Annotated in this window: 14 protein-coding genes; 10 read left to right on the plus strand and 4 right to left on the minus strand. The window is 63.5% G+C overall.

The window, feature by feature from the left end; genetic code table 11:
- Positions 1-42 precede the first annotated feature (42 nt).
- From GGQ88_RS12125 to mazG, 10 genes are all read left to right on the plus strand, one after another.
- Positions 43-1,089: a lytic murein transglycosylase gene (locus tag GGQ88_RS12125; protein ID WP_183613561.1), complete on the plus strand. Its 1,047-nt coding sequence runs from the start codon at positions 43-45 to the stop codon at positions 1,087-1,089.
- Entirely contained in the window at positions 1,073-2,017 is a 945-nt protein-coding gene (locus GGQ88_RS12130; protein WP_183613562.1) for an SPOR domain-containing protein, read from the plus strand. Before GGQ88_RS12125 ends, GGQ88_RS12130 begins: the two co-directional genes overlap by 17 nt.
- A gap of 45 nt (positions 2,018-2,062) precedes the next feature.
- A complete protein-coding gene (locus tag GGQ88_RS12135; RefSeq protein ID WP_246385882.1) occupies positions 2,063-3,241 on the plus strand; it encodes a D-alanyl-D-alanine carboxypeptidase family protein in 1,179 nt (392 codons plus the stop codon).
- On the plus strand, positions 3,238-3,867 hold the full coding sequence (gene tmk / locus GGQ88_RS12140; protein ID WP_183613564.1) for a dTMP kinase: 630 nt from the start codon (positions 3,238-3,240) through the stop codon (positions 3,865-3,867). The genes GGQ88_RS12135 and tmk overlap by 4 nt, the downstream gene beginning before the upstream one ends.
- Entirely contained in the window at positions 3,864-4,820 is a 957-nt protein-coding gene (locus GGQ88_RS12145) for a DNA polymerase III subunit delta' (protein WP_183613566.1), read from the plus strand. The genes tmk and GGQ88_RS12145 overlap by 4 nt, the downstream gene beginning before the upstream one ends.
- Positions 4,821-4,854: 34 nt before the next feature.
- A complete protein-coding gene (metG, locus tag GGQ88_RS12150) occupies positions 4,855-6,414 on the plus strand; it encodes a methionine--tRNA ligase (RefSeq protein ID WP_183613567.1) in 1,560 nt (519 codons plus the stop codon).
- Complete coding sequence (locus GGQ88_RS12155; protein ID WP_183613747.1) at positions 6,414-7,190, plus strand: TatD family hydrolase; 777 nt, start codon at positions 6,414-6,416, stop codon at positions 7,188-7,190. Before metG ends, GGQ88_RS12155 begins: the two co-directional genes overlap by 1 nt.
- Complete coding sequence (locus GGQ88_RS12160; protein WP_183613569.1) at positions 7,187-7,954, plus strand: MBL fold metallo-hydrolase; 768 nt, start codon at positions 7,187-7,189, stop codon at positions 7,952-7,954. Before GGQ88_RS12155 ends, GGQ88_RS12160 begins: the two co-directional genes overlap by 4 nt.
- The gene (locus GGQ88_RS12165; protein WP_183613571.1) at positions 7,951-8,121 is read left to right on the plus strand and encodes a hypothetical protein; all 171 of its coding nucleotides are present in this window, start codon (positions 7,951-7,953) and stop codon (positions 8,119-8,121) included. Before GGQ88_RS12160 ends, GGQ88_RS12165 begins: the two co-directional genes overlap by 4 nt.
- A gap of 69 nt (positions 8,122-8,190) precedes the next feature.
- Positions 8,191-8,979, plus strand: a complete 789-nt coding sequence (gene mazG, locus GGQ88_RS12170; protein ID WP_183613573.1) for a nucleoside triphosphate pyrophosphohydrolase — start codon at positions 8,191-8,193, stop codon at positions 8,977-8,979.
- Here mazG and hflX read toward each other — a convergent pair.
- The 4 genes from hflX to GGQ88_RS12190 all read right to left on the minus strand — a co-directional run bounded on the left by hflX (position 8,956) and on the right by GGQ88_RS12190 (position 14,703).
- Positions 8,956-10,305: a GTPase HflX gene (hflX, locus tag GGQ88_RS12175; protein ID WP_183613749.1), complete on the minus strand. Its 1,350-nt coding sequence runs from the start codon at positions 10,303-10,305 to the stop codon at positions 8,956-8,958. The genes mazG and hflX overlap by 24 nt on opposite strands.
- On the minus strand, positions 10,302-10,883 hold the full coding sequence (gene hfq / locus GGQ88_RS12180) for an RNA chaperone Hfq (protein WP_183613575.1): 582 nt from the start codon (positions 10,881-10,883) through the stop codon (positions 10,302-10,304). Before hfq ends, hflX begins: the two co-directional genes overlap by 4 nt.
- Positions 10,884-11,072: 189 nt before the next feature.
- The gene (gene ntrX / locus GGQ88_RS12185; protein WP_183613578.1) at positions 11,073-12,458 is read right to left on the minus strand and encodes a nitrogen assimilation response regulator NtrX; all 1,386 of its coding nucleotides are present in this window, start codon (positions 12,456-12,458) and stop codon (positions 11,073-11,075) included.
- 13 nt (positions 12,459-12,471) lie between these two features.
- Complete coding sequence (locus tag GGQ88_RS12190; RefSeq protein ID WP_183613580.1) at positions 12,472-14,703, minus strand: sensor histidine kinase; 2,232 nt, start codon at positions 14,701-14,703, stop codon at positions 12,472-12,474.
- Between the last annotated feature and the right edge of the window lie 72 nt (positions 14,704-14,775).

Consider the following 14,775-nt stretch of genomic DNA (forward strand, 5'->3'; position numbering starts at 1 on the left):
AAGGGGATTCCCACGGCGATGCATCCGTGCGAGACTCGGCTGATGATTTTTTCCAAATGTATCACGTTCTTTCGCGCGGCCATGGTGGGAGTGCTCGCGCTTGGCCTGGCCGGACCTGCTGTTGGTCAGGCAACAGGCGAAGAGGCTGGATTTCAACAGTATCTTCAGCTTCTGGCGGCCCGTGCGAGGGGCGAAGGGGTTCGGGAATCGACGATTTCGCAAGTCATGGCGGGGCTGACACTCAATGCGCGGGTGATTCAGCTGGACCGCGCGCAACCCGGATCGTCAAGCGGGCCGATTGCGGCGTTCGAGCCGTACCGGCGCAAGCACATCGACGCATCGCGCATCGCGCGGGGGAAGCGACAGTATGTCGCGGCGGCGGGACAGATTGCCGGGATCGAGCGGCGTTATGGCGTTCCGGGCAAGATCCTGCTGGGCATCTGGGGGCATGAGACCGATTACGGCGGCTATACAGGCGACTTCGACCTGCCGCGTTCGCTGGCGTCGCTTGCGTATGAGGGACGCAGGCGCGATCTGTTTGCCGATGAATTCATCGCGACGATGAAGATGGTCGACCGGGGTGTGCCGCGTTCGAAGCTGGTTGGCAGCTGGGCGGGGGCGTTCGGCAATCCGCAGTTCCTGCCGTCGGTCTATTTGCGCGTGGCGCAGGACGGTGATGGCGACGGGTTTGCCGATATCTGGACCAATCGCACCGATACCCTGGCATCGATCGCCAATTACTTCCGCGATGCCGGGTGGCGCACCGGGGAGCCGTGGGGCGTTGCGGTCAACGTTCCGGACAGTCTCGACCGTAGCGCGTTGACCACAAAGCTGGTCAGCCCGCGCTGTCCGCGCGTGTTCGACCGGCACACCGGATGGAAGTCGATGGCAGAGTGGCGTGCGCTTGGGATCGTGCCCCAATCCGGCTCTTGGCCAGCAGACGATGTGATGGCGAGTCTCCTCGAGCCGGATGGGCGCGGGCGAACTGCTTATCTGCTAACGGGAAATTATAGGGTTATCCTCGATTATAACTGCTCGAACTTTTACGCCTTGTCCGTGGGACTTCTTGCAGATGAAATCAGCCGCTAGCTGGATTGCCGTTTCCGCCGCCGTTGTATTGACCGCCTGTGGTGGTGCGAATGCCCGAATTTCCGCCGCTCCTGTCGCTTCGTCGGCGGGGCCGGCGGGTGATTATCCGATGGTTCTGGGTGATCCCTTCGTCGTCGATGGCGTGACCTACACGCCTGTCGACGTGATGAATTACGATTCGGTGGGCTACGCGAGCGTGGCGGGCGATGAGGGCGTGAGCGGTGCGCATCGCACGCTGCCCCTGCCGAGTTACGTGGAAGTGACGTCGCTGGAGAGCGGTCGTACGATTCTGGTGCGTCTGACGCAGCGCGGGCCGATGCAGGGCAAGGATCTCGTCTCGCTCTCTGCTGCGGCTTGGGCACAGCTTGGCGCAGGCGCCGATTCGCGGGTTGCGGTGCGCGTGCGCCGGGTCAATCCGCCCGAGGTGGAGCGTGCGTTGCTGCGTGGTGGGATGCAGGCCCCGGCGCGGATGGACACGCCGGCAGGATTGCTGGCCGTACTCAAGCGCAAGCTGCCAGGGCCAGTTGCACCTTTGACGGCTGCGATGCCTGCTGCCGCAATCGACGCGCCGGTCGCGCCGATCCCGAAGGCCACACCGACAGCCAAGCCTGTGACGAAGCCTGCAACGACTGCAACGGCCGCGACGCCGAAGCCGCCTGCTCCGGCACCAGCTGCAACGGCTCCGCCGAAGCCCGAACCCGCTACCGCGGCACCTGCGGCCAAGGGTCTTTACGTACAGATCGGGGCCTACTCGACCCGGCAGCGTGCGGAGGCTGCGGCGAGCGCCACCGGTGGAACGGTCGCTTCGGTCGGCAAGCTGTTCCGCGTGCGCAGCGGGCCGCACAATGATCGTGGACAAGCCGATAGGGCTCTGGCGAAGGTGCGCGCGGCGGGCTATGCCGACGCAAAGGTCGTCAGCGCACCCTGAAATTGTTGGGGGACAGGCGGCCTCGACTGATCGGGGAATTGCCTGTTGCCTTCGAAGTCCGTTGCGATTGCCCTGTGCCTGATGCTTGCCGCGCTGCCGGTCAAAGCTGCCGCGCCTGAAGTATCGACGCCGGTCGGCGCAGTTCCGCCGATGCCCGAGCTTTCCGCCCCGATCGCCTTGCTGATCGATGTGGGATCGGGCCGGGTACTCTATGCGCGCGATGCGCACCGCCGGTTCGTGCCGGCGTCAATCACCAAGATCATGACCAGCTATGTCGCGTTCGACCTGATCAGCAAAGGCAAACTGCGTCTGGACCAGCGCATTCCGGTGCGACCCGAGACGTTTCGCGCGTGGAGCAACGTGGGCAGCACGATGTTCCTGCCGCGCGAGGCGCAGCCGACGGTCGCCGAACTGCTGGAAGGGATCGTGACGGTTTCGGCCAACGATGCCTGCGTCGTGTTGGCAGAGGGCGCGACCGGTTCGGTGCCGGCATTCACCGGCCTGATGAACGCCGCGGCCACCGATCTCGGCATGCGCGACAGCCATTTCAACACGCCCAATGGCTGGATGGACGAGGGTCAGACTTATGTGACGGCTGCCGATCTGGCGACGCTGAGCAGTGCCTTGATGACCCGGTTTCCCGAGCTGTATCGCCGGTTCTACGGGCATTCGCAGATGACCTGGAACGGCATCACCCAGCCCAACCACAACCCCCTGTACGGCCATACATTAGGCGCGGACGGGGTGAAGACCGGGTTCACCAACGAGGCCGGATACGGCTTTGTCGGCTCAGCGGAGCGGCAGGGTCGGCGACTGGTGATGGTACTCGGCGGATACGACCGGCCGATCGAACGGACGCGGCAATCGCGCGATCTGATCGAATGGGGTTTTGCCGCGTGGAGTGCGCAGCCGTTGTTCCCGATAGGCGCGCAGGTTGCTGTGGCGGAGGTGCAGGGCGGGGTCGAGCGATCGGTGCCGCTGGTCGCGCCGCGTGCGCTGTCGGTCACGGCTCCGGCGGGTCAGCGGGCCGGATACAGTCTTGCGGTGCGGTACAAGGGTCCGTTGAAGGCGCCGATTGCCAAGGGTGAGACGGTCGCCAGCCTGCTCGTGCGCGTTCCCGGCGAGCCGGTCCATGTCCTGCCGCTGGTTGCCGGGGCGAGCGTGCCACGTGGCGGCGTCGTTTCGCGATTGCGCGATGGTGTACTGCGGACGGTAGGGTTGTGACGCAAGGCCGGTTCATCGCGCTCGAGGGGGGCGAGGGCGTCGGCAAATCGACGCAGGGGCGGATGCTGGCGGACGCACTGCGCGCGCGTGGGCTGGAGGTGGTGACCACGCGCGAGCCAGGCGGAACCACAGGGGCCGAAGCGATTCGCGCCATGCTGCTCTCGACCGAGGGCGAGGGCTGGGGTGCGCGCGCCGAGGCGCTTCTGTTCGCTGCCGCGCGTGCGGATCACGTCGATAAGCTCATCCGCCCGGCAATCGCGCGCGGGGCGTGGGTCGTCTGCGACCGGTTCGTCGACAGCAGCCGCGCCTACCAGGGTGGCGGCGGCGGATTGACCGACGACGAGATCATGGCGCTTCACACGATCGGGAGCGCGGGTCTGCTGCCCGATCTGACGCTGCTGCTGACCGTCGAGCCTGAGGTCGCTACCGAACGTCTTTCGCTGCGCGATGGCGATAGCGCGGACCGGATCGGGGGGCGTGATGCGGCGTATCACCGCCGCGTTGCCGAGGCGTTCATGCGGTTTGCGCAAGCAGAGCCGGGCAGGTTTGCGGTGATTGAGGCCGGCGGGACGCCCGACGACGTTCACGCGGGCGTGATCGGATCGCTTGCCGGGTTGCTGTCATGATCGGACATGATGACGCATGGCGGGCTTGGCGCTCTGCCATGGCGGGCGGGCGGATGCACCACGGATGGATCCTTTCGGGGCGCGAGGGGCTGGGCAAGGCAAGCTTTGCGCGTGCTGCGGCGGCCGAACTGGTCGCCGAACCGGGCGTGCCCCAACCCGCGTTCGAGATGCATCCGGACCTTTATGTCCTGCGACCGCTCCCGGCCAATGACGACGAGGTCAAGAAGCGCGATGACGGCAAGCCGTATGTCACCAAGCGGAACATTTCTGTCGATCAGATACGCGAAATCGGGCGCCGTCTGAACACGCGGCCGACGCTCGGCGCGCGGCGAGCGGTGATCGTCGATTGCGGTGACCAACTGGAGAAGGGCGCGGTCAACGCGCTGCTCAAGATGTTGGAAGAGCCGCCGCAGGGGACGTTCTTTTTGCTCGTGGTGCATGTGCTGGGGCGATTGTTGCCGACGGTGCGGTCGCGTTGTCAGATCCTGCGCTTTCATCCGTTGAGCGATGCCGACGTCATGCGCGTGCTCGACGCCGAGATGCCGCAACTGGACAACGAGACGCGGGCTGCGGCTTTGGCGGTGGCGGGTGGATCTCCGGGGGCCGCACTGACGTTTGCCGAACAGGGGCTTGGCAAGCTGCAGGCGATTTACTCGGCGCTGCTTGGCGACAGGGACGGCGATCTTGCGTTGCGCGGCGCATTGGCGGGGGCCATCGGCGCGCGACCGGATCGCGAACGGCAGATGGCGGCGATCGAGGCGGCGCGGATGACGGTGGTGCGGGCATTGGGGCAAGCTGACGACCATGCCCGGCTGCGGCTTGTCGAGGCACACGCCGGATTGGTCAGCCTTGCTGCGGTCGCGCCGACGTACAACTTTGATTCGGGCTTGCTGATGACGCAAATCGGCTCCTTGCTGGCATCGGCCGCGCCGACTAGGGAGGGCGCTCGATAGACCTCGAATTCCTGTCACGAAAGCGAATGGCCCGATGGGCGAACCCTTCTACATCACCACTGCCATCAGCTACCCGAACGGCAAGCCGCACATCGGCCATGCCTATGAGGCGATCGCTGCCGATGTGATCGCGCGGTTCCAGCGACAAATGGGACGCGACGTGCGGTTTCAGACCGGCACCGACGAGCACGGCCTGAAAATGATGCAAAAAGCGCGCGAGACGGGTGTAGCACCGCGCGAGCTTTGCGACGAAATGTCGCAATATTTCATGGTGATGTGCGACGGTCTTGATATCTCCTACGACGTATTCATCCGCACGACCGAGGAGCGGCATCACGCGGCGGTCCAGGAGTTGTGGCGTCGGATGGAAGCCAATGGCGATCTCTATCTCGATCGGTATGAAGGCTGGTATTCGGTTCGTGACGAAGCTTACTACGACGAGAGCGAACTGGTGGCCGGGGAGGGGGGCGAGAAGCTGTCTCCGCAGGGCACGCCGGTGGAATGGACCGTCGAGGAAAGCTGGTTTTTCCGGCTGTCGAAGTACGCTGAGCCGCTGCTGGCGCTGTACGAGTCACAACCGCAGTTCATCCAGCCCGATGGCCGCCGCAACGAGGTGATGCGTTTCGTCGAAGGCGGCTTGCGCGATCTTTCGGTGTCGCGGACGAGCTTCGACTGGGGCGTGAAGGTTCCGGGCAGCGACGGGCACGTGATGTACGTGTGGGTCGATGCGCTGACCAATTACCTGACGGGGTTGGGCTTTCCCAAGGAAGATGGCGACTTTTCAAACTATTGGCCTGCAGATCTGCACCTGATCGGCAAGGACATCGTGCGATTTCACGCCGTATACTGGCCGGCATTCCTGATGAGCGCGGGCCTCGCGCTGCCCAAGCAGGTTTTCGGGCACGGCTTCCTGCTCAATCGCGGGCAGAAAGAATCGAAATCTCTGGGTAACGTGACCGATCCGCTGGAACTGGCCGAACGGTTCGGGGTCGACCCACTGCGCTATTTCCTGATGCGCGATGTGGCGTTCGGGCAGGACGGGTCCTACTCGGCCGAGGCGATCGTGACGCGCTGCAATGCCGAGCTGGCCAACAGCTATGGAAACCTTGTGCAGCGGGTTCTTTCCATGATCTTCAAGAACATGGATGGTGATCTTGAGGCATTTTCGAGTGCCGAGGCTGACGAAGCGCTGCTGGCCACAGTGTTCGCAGCGACGCATGACGAGCTGCCGCGCGAATTTGCCGCGCTGAACTTTTCCGCCGGGATAGAGGCGTGGATGCGCGCGGTCTTTGCATGCAATGCCTATGTCGACGAGCAAGCGCCGTGGACGCTGCGCAAGACCGATCCTGCGCGGATGAAGGCGGTGTTGCTGACGCTGTTCATGGCGATCCGTGACCTGACAATCGCGATTGCGCCGGTCGTACCGAAGGCTGCGGCAAAGGTGCTCGACCAGATCGGCATCCCGCTGGATGGCCGCGATCACACCGCGCTGACCGATGCCGACTGGTACATGGCGCGGGTGGCAACGGGCGAGAAGCTTGCGCAGCCGGTGCCTGCGTTCCCACGGCTCGAACTGCCCGAGCAAGCGGCATGATGCTGATCGATTCGCATTGTCACCTCAATTACAAGGGGTTGGTCGAAGCGCAGGGCGAGGTGCTTGGGCGTGCGCGCGACAGCGGGGTGCGAGGGTTCCTCAACATTTCGACCCGGCGGTCAGAATGGGATGCGATCGTCGCCACGGCGGAGCGCGAAAGCGACGTCTGGGCCAGCATCGGGATCCATCCGCACGAAGCCGACGCGCACGCTGACCTTGGCGAAGCAGCGTTGCTTGCGGCGGCCGAGCATCCGCGCGTTATCGCGATCGGCGAGACCGGGCTCGACTACTATTACGACCATTCAGACCGGCAGGTTCAGCAGGATCTGTTCAGGGTGCACATTCGCGTTGCGCGAGAGACCGGCCTGCCGCTGATCGTGCACACGCGCGATGCCGAGGACGATACCGCCCGGATCATTGCCGAGGAAATGGCGCGCGGCGCATTCCCCGCGCTGATCCACTGCTTCACCGCGTCGGCCGACTTCGGACGAAAGATGCTGGAACTGGGGCTGACGATATCGCTTTCGGGTATCGTGACGTTCAAGAATGCCAAGGACTTGCAGGCGGTTGCTGCCGATCTGCCTGATGACCGGATACTGGTCGAAACCGATGCGCCGTTCCTGGCGCCGGTGCCACATCGCGGAAAGGTCTGCGAGCCTGCGTTCGTGGCGAACACGTGCGCATTTGTCGCAGAGCTTCGCGGAACAAGCACCGAGGCATTGGCGGACGTGACCGGCGCGAACTTCTTCCGGCTGTTCGGCAAGGCATCCCTGTGAAACTGGTCGTTCTGGGAGCGGGCACTTCGACCGGTGTGCCGCGTATCGGCAACGACTGGGGCGATTGCGATCCGACCGAGCCGAAGAACCGGCGGACGCGCGTCGCGATCATGGTCGAGGGCGACGACGGCAGCCGCATTCTGGTCGATACGCCGACGGACTTGCGCCAGCAGTTTCTCAGCTGTGACATCGACCGGGTGGACGCGGTGCTGTGGACCCACGACCATGCCGATCACTGCCATGGGATCGATGACCTGCGTCCTCTGCGCTATGGCCGTGCAGGACCGATCCCGGGCTATGCCACCAGTGAGACGGTGCGGCGGCTGCGGCAGCGGTTCGGCTATGTGTTTGCCGGGGAGCACGGTTATCACACGATTTGCGCACTGGATAACCTCGATCGGGTGCGGATGATCTGCGGAATGGGCGTGAAACATTGCCAGATGCCGCACGGTCCCGCGCAATCTACCGCTTATCGCTTTGATCAGGGCGGAAAATCAGTCGGTTACGCGACAGATTTCAGCGAGATTACCAGCGACATGGTCAGCCTGTTCGACCGGGTCGATGTGCTGGTTGTCGATTGCTTGCGCCGTAAACCGCATCCGACGCATGCGCATCTTGAGATGTCGCTGGAGTTGATCGAGGCCTGCCGCGTTGGCCAGGGCGTCTTGACGCATCTCGACAAGTCGATGGATTATGCGACGCTTGCAGCCGAGACGCCGGCGCATGTTCAACCGGCTTATGATGGCCTGGAGATCGTGGTGTGACGGGCGACGATATCGTCAGGATCATCGGCATCGCCATGGCGCTCGTTCTGGTCGTCGCGAACTTGCGCGGACAGCGGATCGGGCTATCCGAAGGACTGGGAGCAGCGGCGCTGTGGGGCTTTCTGTTTATAGCGGCGGCGCTCGTGTTCTCGATGCTCGGTTGGTAAAGCGGCCGCCTACATTTAACATAATACTTATTATCAATTTTGAATCGAGGGTTTTCTGTGGCGGTCGATATGTCCCCTCTCACCGGAAATACATCGCTCTCCCGGTTGCTTGCCATCATGGCGCGCTTGCGTGATCCGAAACATGGCTGCGAGTGGGATTGCGCGCAGACGTTTGCAACGATCGCGCCCTATACGATCGAGGAAGCCTACGAAGTCGATGATGCCATTGCCCGCGATGACATGGCGGCGCTGAAGGAAGAACTCGGTGACCTGCTGCTTCAGGTCGTGTTCCACGCGCGGATCGCCGAAGAACTCGGGCTGTTTGCATTCGACGATGTTGCCGCTGCCATCGCCGACAAGATGGAAGCGCGGCATCCTCACGTCTTCGGTCACGAGACGCCAAGCGATCAGAGCCGCGATGACCGGTGGGAGAGCGCCAAGGCGAGCGAGCGTGAAGCCAAAGGTGCGCTGAGCGCAATGGATGGCGTGGCGCTGGCGCTGCCGGCGTTGATGCGCGCCGACAAGTTGCAGAAGCGAGCCGCACGACAGGGCTTCGATTGGCCGGATGCGCATGGCGCAGTGGACAAGGTTGTCGAGGAATTGCAGGAGCTTGAAGAGGCTACCTCGGACAATGAGCGCGTTGCCGAAGCGGGCGACCTGCTGTTCGCCACCGTCAATGTCGCACGCAAATATGGCGTCGCGCCCGAAGATGCGCTGCGCGAGGCCAACGCCAAGTTCGAACGCCGGTTCAGGGGCATGGAAGCTTTGGCTCCGGGAACATTCCCTTCGCTTTCGCTCGAGGAGCAGGAGGCTTTGTGGAGCCAAGTGAAACGATCAGAGCGTGGTGAAGCGCCCTAGTTCGCGCGTGGTCAGACGCACCTTGATCCGCATCGCAGGCCCCTCCTCTGCCTGATCGACCTGCCGCTCCTCGATGATGTCGCCATGCGCGTGCAGCCATGCGAGGCGTTGGCCGTTGGACAAAGGAATCGTCATCTCAAGCGTTTGCGCACCGCTGGTGAGCATTTCGCCGAGCGTTTCGAGCAAATCATCGACGCCCGAGCCGGTCAGCGCAGACACCGGCACGACAACCGTCTCAGTTATCCTGGCGGCGATCAGGTCGAGCCGCATTGCCTGCTCATCCGCGGACAGCAGGTCCCACTTGTTCCATGCCTCGATGACCGGAACCTTGGGTCCGTCATCGGCATTCACGCCGAGGTCGGCCAGGATCGCTTCGACTTCGGCTTTCTGATCTGCCGTTGCGGGATTGGCGACATCGCGGACGTGCACGATCACGTCCGCCGCAGTCACTTCTTCGAGCGTGGCGCGGAAAGCGGCGACGAGCTGGGTCGGAAGGTCCGAGATGAAACCGACCGTGTCCGACAGAATGGCTTTATCGACACCGGGCATGCGAATTGCGCGCATGGTGGGATCTAGCGTGGCGAACAGCAGATCTTCCGCCATGACGTCAGCGCCTGTCAGCCTGTTGAACAGGGTAGACTTACCCGCGTTGGTGTAGCCTACCAAGGCGATGACCGGCCACGGCGCGCGTTGGCGGCGTTCGCGATGAAGGCCGCGCGTGCGGCGGACCTGCTCGAGTTCCTTGCGCAGGCGGCCCATGCGATTGCGGATCTGGCGGCGATCGGCCTCGATCTGGGTTTCGCCGGGGCCGCCAAGGAAGCCGAAGCCGCCGCGCTGGCGTTCCAGGTGAGTCCATGACCGGACAAGGCGTCCAGCCTGATAATCCAGATGCGCAAGTTCGACCTGCAAGCGACCTTCAGCTGTCGCTGCACGCTCGCCGAAGATCTCGAGGATCAGCCCCGTGCGGTCAATGACCTTGCGCTTGAGCTTTTCTTCGAGATTGCGCTGCTGGATCGCCGACAGCGAACCGTCGACGATGACCAGCTCGGCATCCGACTGGTTGCAGGCGACGCCAATGCGTTCGACCTGCCCTTCACCGAACAGCGTGGCGGGGCGCACGGCGCGGATCGGCAGGATGAACGAATCCACCACTTCGATCCCGATGGCGCGGGCAAGGCCCTGCCCTTCTTCGAGGCGAGATTCGGCATCAGCACCGAGGCCCCCTCCCCGCTGCTTGATGTCGGGGAGGACCACGAGCGCGCGCGCACCGCGCGTAACCTCACCGGCAACGTCGCCGGTGTTGTTGCCAAATTCGAAAGTGCTCAGGTTTCCTCGCCATCCCAGTCGCCCGTCAAATCGACGTGGCCGGCCGGCTGAATTGTTGAAACGGCATGCTTGTAGGCGAGCTGGACGTAGCCTTCACGCTCGAGCAGCATGCAGAACAGATCGTACGAAGCGACCTTGCCCTGAAGCATCACGCCGTTGACCAGGAACATGGTGACCTGCACGCCCGAGTCGCGGACACTGGACAGGAACACTTCCTGCAGCAGCCGTGCCTTCTTGGCGTTCTCCTCACCCCCGGTCTGGAAGTGCGCGACGGACAGCTGCTGGCCGGGCATGATGGTCGAGATCGCGTGCTTGTAAACCAGTTGCGATTGGCCATCGCGGCGCAGCAGGATCGAGAAATTGTCGAACCAGGTGACGATACCCTGCAGCTTGACGCCCTTTACCAGGAACATCGTGACAGGCGTCTTGTTCTTGCGCAGGTGATTGAGGAACAAGTCCTGAAGGTTCTGGCCCTTCCCGCCCGTCGGTCCCGGCGTTGCTACAGCAGGTGCCGTTTCGGCAGCCGGAACGGGATCGGCTTTTGCCTTGGGCCGTGCGGTCAGTGTCTTTCCGGTCATTTTACGTGACTCCGTTTTATCTTGGCTCAAGTCTCGTAACGGGCCTGAGCGATCTGGCTTTGACAGTCTTCTGTCTCGGCCGGGTTCGGTCCCACATGTATGGTGCCAAGGCTCATGCGTAAACATGAGAAATTGCACCGGGTTCCGAAAAAATGCGTATGTGCAGATGTTGTTTGCGCGTGAACGCGGTCAGTCGTCGTCTTCGCCATCCTTGCGTTCGGCCATGCCAAGTAGCTTGAGCTTGCGGTGGAGTGCCGAGCGCTCCATCCCGATGAAGCTGGCTGTCTTGGAAATATTGCCCGAAAACCGGCGAATCTGGACCTTGAGATACTCGCGCTCGAAATTCTCGCGGGCTTCGCGCAAGGGTACGCCCATCAGGGCCGAGCCGCCGGTTTCGCCGCCCATCGGCGTACTGACGATCTCTGAAGGGAGCATATCGGCGTCGATCCGGGCGAGTCGATCGCGCGGGGCGAGGATGACCGTGCGCTCAATCACGTTGCGCAGCTGGCGGACGTTTCCGGGCCAGTCATAGCTCTGCATCGCAGCCATCGCTTCGGGCGTTACGGCGGGCGGTGCTACGCCCTGTTCGTTGGCGTAGCGGGCGAAGAAGTGGTCGACGAGGGGGGGAATGTCCTCGCGCCGGTCGGTCAGCGACGGGATAGTCACAGGCACGACGTTGAGACGGTAATAGAGGTCTTCGCGGAAGCGGCGCTCGGCGATTTCCTTTTCGAGCGGGCGCGACGAGGACGAGACGACGCGGACATCGACGCGCAACTGGCGGTGCCCGCCGACGCGCACGAACGATTGCTCAGTGAGGACTCGCAGGATGCGGGCTTGACTGGACGCGGGCATGTCCGACACTTCGTCGAGGAACAGCGTGCCGCCATCGGCCATTTCTAGCAGGCCTGCGCGGACCAGCTTGCCATCGACTTCTTCGCCGAACAGCTCCTGTTCGAAGCGTTCGGGCGTGATGCGCGCAGAATTGACGGTGACGAACGCGTTCTGCGCACGCGGGCTCCACGAATGGAGCAGGCGCGCCGCGACTTCCTTGCCCGATCCTGCGGGGCCGGTGATCAGCAGGCGGCTACCGGTGTTGGCGATACGCTTGAGCGTGGCACGGACCTGATTGATCGAGGTGCTGTTGCCGGTGAATTCGTCCGCCGTGACGAAGCCCTGGCGCAGGCGCGCGTTCTCGCGGCGCAGGCGTTCGGTTTCGGTCGCGCGTTCGACCAGCAGGAGCAGGCGTTCGGCTTCGAACGGCTTTTCGAGGAAGTCCATCGCGCCGCGACTGATCGCCGAAACGGCAGTGTCGATGTTGCCGTGGCCCGAAAAGATGATCACCGGCAGTTCGGGTTCGCGCTTCTTGATCTCATCGAGCACTTCGAGGCCGTCCATCGGGCTGCCGTGAAGCCAGACGTCGAGCAGCACGAGGCTCGGGCGACGTTCGTCGATCGCGGCGAGCGCGGCGGTGCTGTCGGCAGCCAGGCGACAACCGTAGCCTTCGTCGCTGAGCACGCCGGCCACAAGTTCGCGGATGTCGCGTTCGTCGTCGACGATGAGGATATCGAGTGCCATCGTATGGGTCCTGTCAGTCCTGTTCGGTGCCGTTGGTATCTGCTGATGAGACGGGGTTGCGTGCGAAGCGCATCGTGACGCGGGTGCCTCCGCCGGGCTCGGGTTGGAAGGCCATCTCGCCACCATGTTCCTCGACGATCTTGTGGACGATCGCCAAGCCCAGGCCGGTGCCTTTCTCGCGCGTGGTCATGTACGGCTCGAGAATGCGCTCGCGCTCTGCAGGCAGGCCGATACCGTTGTCGGTCACGCTGACGGTGACCGTCTCGAGATCCCCGGCAAGCGTAACCGCAATCCGCCCACGGTAATCGACGTCCTCAACCTTTGCTTTGGCTTCAATCGCTTCGACTGCGTTCTTGAGGACATTGGTCATGCACTGACCAAACTGGTGGCGATCGCATTCGACAGGCACGCTGGGTTCATCGCAGGCAAAGCTATAGGCGATGCCGGTATGCGCTACTTCCTGCAGGAACATCGACTGGCGGACGAGATCGCTCGCATCCTCGGCGCGGAACACGGGCTTTGGCAGGCGGGCGAAGGAGGAGAACTCGTCGACCATCTTGCGTAGCTCGCCGACCTGCCGGATGATCGTGGCGGTCAGTTCCTCGAACAGTTCGGGGTCGGTCTCGATCTGACGGCCATAGCGGCGGCGCAGGCGTTCGGTGGCCAGCTGGATCGGGGTGAGCGGGTTCTTGATTTCGTGCGCGATGCGGCGGGCAACGTCGGACCATGCTGCACGCCGCTGATCGAGCAGCTGGCGGGTGATGTCCTCGAACGTGATGACATGGCCGTTGCTGTCCTCGACGATACGGACCGCAAGGGTGCGCAAATCGCCGCCGAGCGGGTGCTGGATGACGTTGCTGGCCTGGCGCGAGGCGACAAGCTGGGCGAAGACCGGCGACACTTCGGCGAGCGGGCGTCCCACTGGCGAAGGCGCCTTGGCATCGAGCATCAGGCGTAGCGCGGAACTGTTGATCAGCTGGATCGCGCCATCGCGTCCGATCGAGACGATGCCGGCAGTGATCGATTCAAGCACCGCCTCGATGAAGGCGCGGCGCACTTCGAGCTGCGCATTTGCGGAGACCAGCGCCTGTGTCTGGCCTTCGAGTTGACGGGTCATGCGGTTGAAGGCGCGGGCAAGCAGCCCGATTTCGTCCGAGCCGCTGCTTTGTGCAACGCGCATCGCGAAATTGCCGCTGCCGACGGTGCGCGCGGCGGAGACCAGTTCGGCGAGTGGCGCAACCTGCCGGTCGGCAAAGCGCAATGCCGCCCATACTGCCACGCCGACCAGCATGAGGCTGACGCCGAACAGCGCGAGATTGAAGCGCAACTGCAGCGCGCGCGAGCGCGAGATCAGCATGTCGTAGGACTTGAGGACGGTCTGCGCGCGCTCCCATTGTTCGAGTGCGAGCGCGTTCGAGGTGCGCGCGGCGTAGAGGTAGATGCCACGACGCTTATCGACCGGAGTGACCGCTTCGATCCGCTCGGCCGATGCGGTGACAACAACGCTTTCGCCTGCGTCGAGCCGCTTGAGATCCTCAGGCGTCACGCGCTGGCGTCTATCGCTCTTCTCCGGATCGACGATCGCGGCGGTGCGCAGCGATCCGTCGGGCGCGCGTTCGAGGATCGCGGATTCGTTGAGCTGGCGGCTGAGGACCTGGAACGAGTAGCCCTCGGCAAATTCGGTCGAGGTGATCGCGGCCTGATCGAGATAGTCGCGGATGTCGCCGGCCATCGTGACGGTTTCGTTGCCGACATCGCGCAGCTTGTCTTCGTAGTAACCGCGCGCAAGCTTGTTGGCGTTTTCGAGCATCCCGCGCGAGTTGTCGGAAAACCAGAATTCGACACCGGACTGGAACAGGACCGAGGCAAAGACGACGACGAGCAGCGTCGGGATGGCGGCAATCAGCGAGAACAGCCAGACAAGGCGGACATGCAATCGCCCGCTCGACCCGACGACGCTGCGCGTGGCGCGACGGATCGCCAGGCGCCTGCCACCCAGGATCAGCAGCGCCATGGCCGGGACCAGTGTGCCGATCAGCAAGGTCGATGTGAGGCGGGACGGCAGAACCTGCCCCTCCTCGCTCGACCCGGTGACGGTAAGCCAGCTTACTGCGACCATCAGGGCGAGAACTGTAGCCGTGGCACCTTCGAGTAGCAGGAAAACATTGGCGCGTCGCAGGGTCACGAGCACGCGCCGCCACCAGCGCGGCAGACGTCGAACCTTGACTGAGCGTTCCTGATGCATCGTTGCACGATCACAACACCCCTGTGGCATTATTGCAAGGGGAAACCGACAAACGCGGTCTCGTCGTCAGCC

Source organism: Novosphingobium hassiacum, from assembly GCF_014196055.1.
In the GTDB taxonomy this organism is placed as follows: domain Bacteria; phylum Pseudomonadota; class Alphaproteobacteria; order Sphingomonadales; family Sphingomonadaceae; genus Novosphingobium; species Novosphingobium hassiacum.

What these genes read in the sequence shown, in the direction of transcription:
- GGQ88_RS12125 (WP_183613561.1), top strand. Translation starts at nt 43, where the DNA reads ATGATTTTTTCCAAATGTATCACGTTCTTTCGCGCGGCCATGGTGGGA.
- GGQ88_RS12130 (WP_183613562.1), top strand. Translation starts at nt 1,073, where the DNA reads ATGAAATCAGCCGCTAGCTGGATTGCCGTTTCCGCCGCCGTTGTATTG.
- GGQ88_RS12145 (WP_183613566.1), top strand. Translation starts at nt 3,864, where the DNA reads ATGATCGGACATGATGACGCATGGCGGGCTTGGCGCTCTGCCATGGCG.
- metG (WP_183613567.1), top strand. Translation starts at nt 4,855, where the DNA reads ATGGGCGAACCCTTCTACATCACCACTGCCATCAGCTACCCGAACGGC.
- GGQ88_RS12155 (WP_183613747.1), top strand. Translation starts at nt 6,414, where the DNA reads ATGCTGATCGATTCGCATTGTCACCTCAATTACAAGGGGTTGGTCGAA.
- mazG (WP_183613573.1), top strand. Translation starts at nt 8,191, where the DNA reads ATGTCCCCTCTCACCGGAAATACATCGCTCTCCCGGTTGCTTGCCATC.
- hfq (WP_183613575.1), bottom strand. Translation starts at nt 10,883, where the DNA reads ATGACCGGAAAGACACTGACCGCACGGCCCAAGGCAAAAGCCGATCCC.
- ntrX (WP_183613578.1), bottom strand. Translation starts at nt 12,458, where the DNA reads ATGGCACTCGATATCCTCATCGTCGACGACGAACGCGACATCCGCGAA.
- GGQ88_RS12190 (WP_183613580.1), bottom strand. Translation starts at nt 14,703, where the DNA reads ATGCATCAGGAACGCTCAGTCAAGGTTCGACGTCTGCCGCGCTGGTGG.